Raw genomic sequence first — 258 nt, 5'->3', positions numbered from 1 at the left:
GGTTACCCGGTAGGCTCATCAGGGTCCCCATCGGGTTAAACCCGCCTGTCCCGCCGCTTACGCTGATATTGCGCGTTTTCAGTTCGCTGTGGTTCTTGATATGGCTTTCTCCATACGTCCCCGTACTAAACCGGTTTGCACTTTTCGGGGCATCGCTCGTCAGGATGCCGCCGTTATTTTGCGTATGGTTGAGTACCGTAACGTCCATTCCCTCTTTGCCAACGTGAACGCCCGTTTGTTCATTCACTTGGGCCATAT

At 53.5% G+C, this 258-nt stretch carries 1 protein-coding gene; it reads right to left on the bottom strand.

Features of this window, described 5'->3' with window-relative positions:
• Window positions 1-258: hypothetical protein (locus E4T80_RS12915; protein ID WP_167740747.1), on the bottom strand; the 258-nt coding region annotated here is incomplete at both ends.

Source organism: Muribacter muris, assembly GCF_004569585.1.
GTDB classification, from domain to species: domain Bacteria; phylum Pseudomonadota; class Gammaproteobacteria; order Enterobacterales; family Pasteurellaceae; genus Muribacter; species Muribacter muris.
The sequence above is the reverse complement of the archived record's forward strand: the minus strand, read 5'-3'. Positions and strand labels throughout refer to the sequence as shown.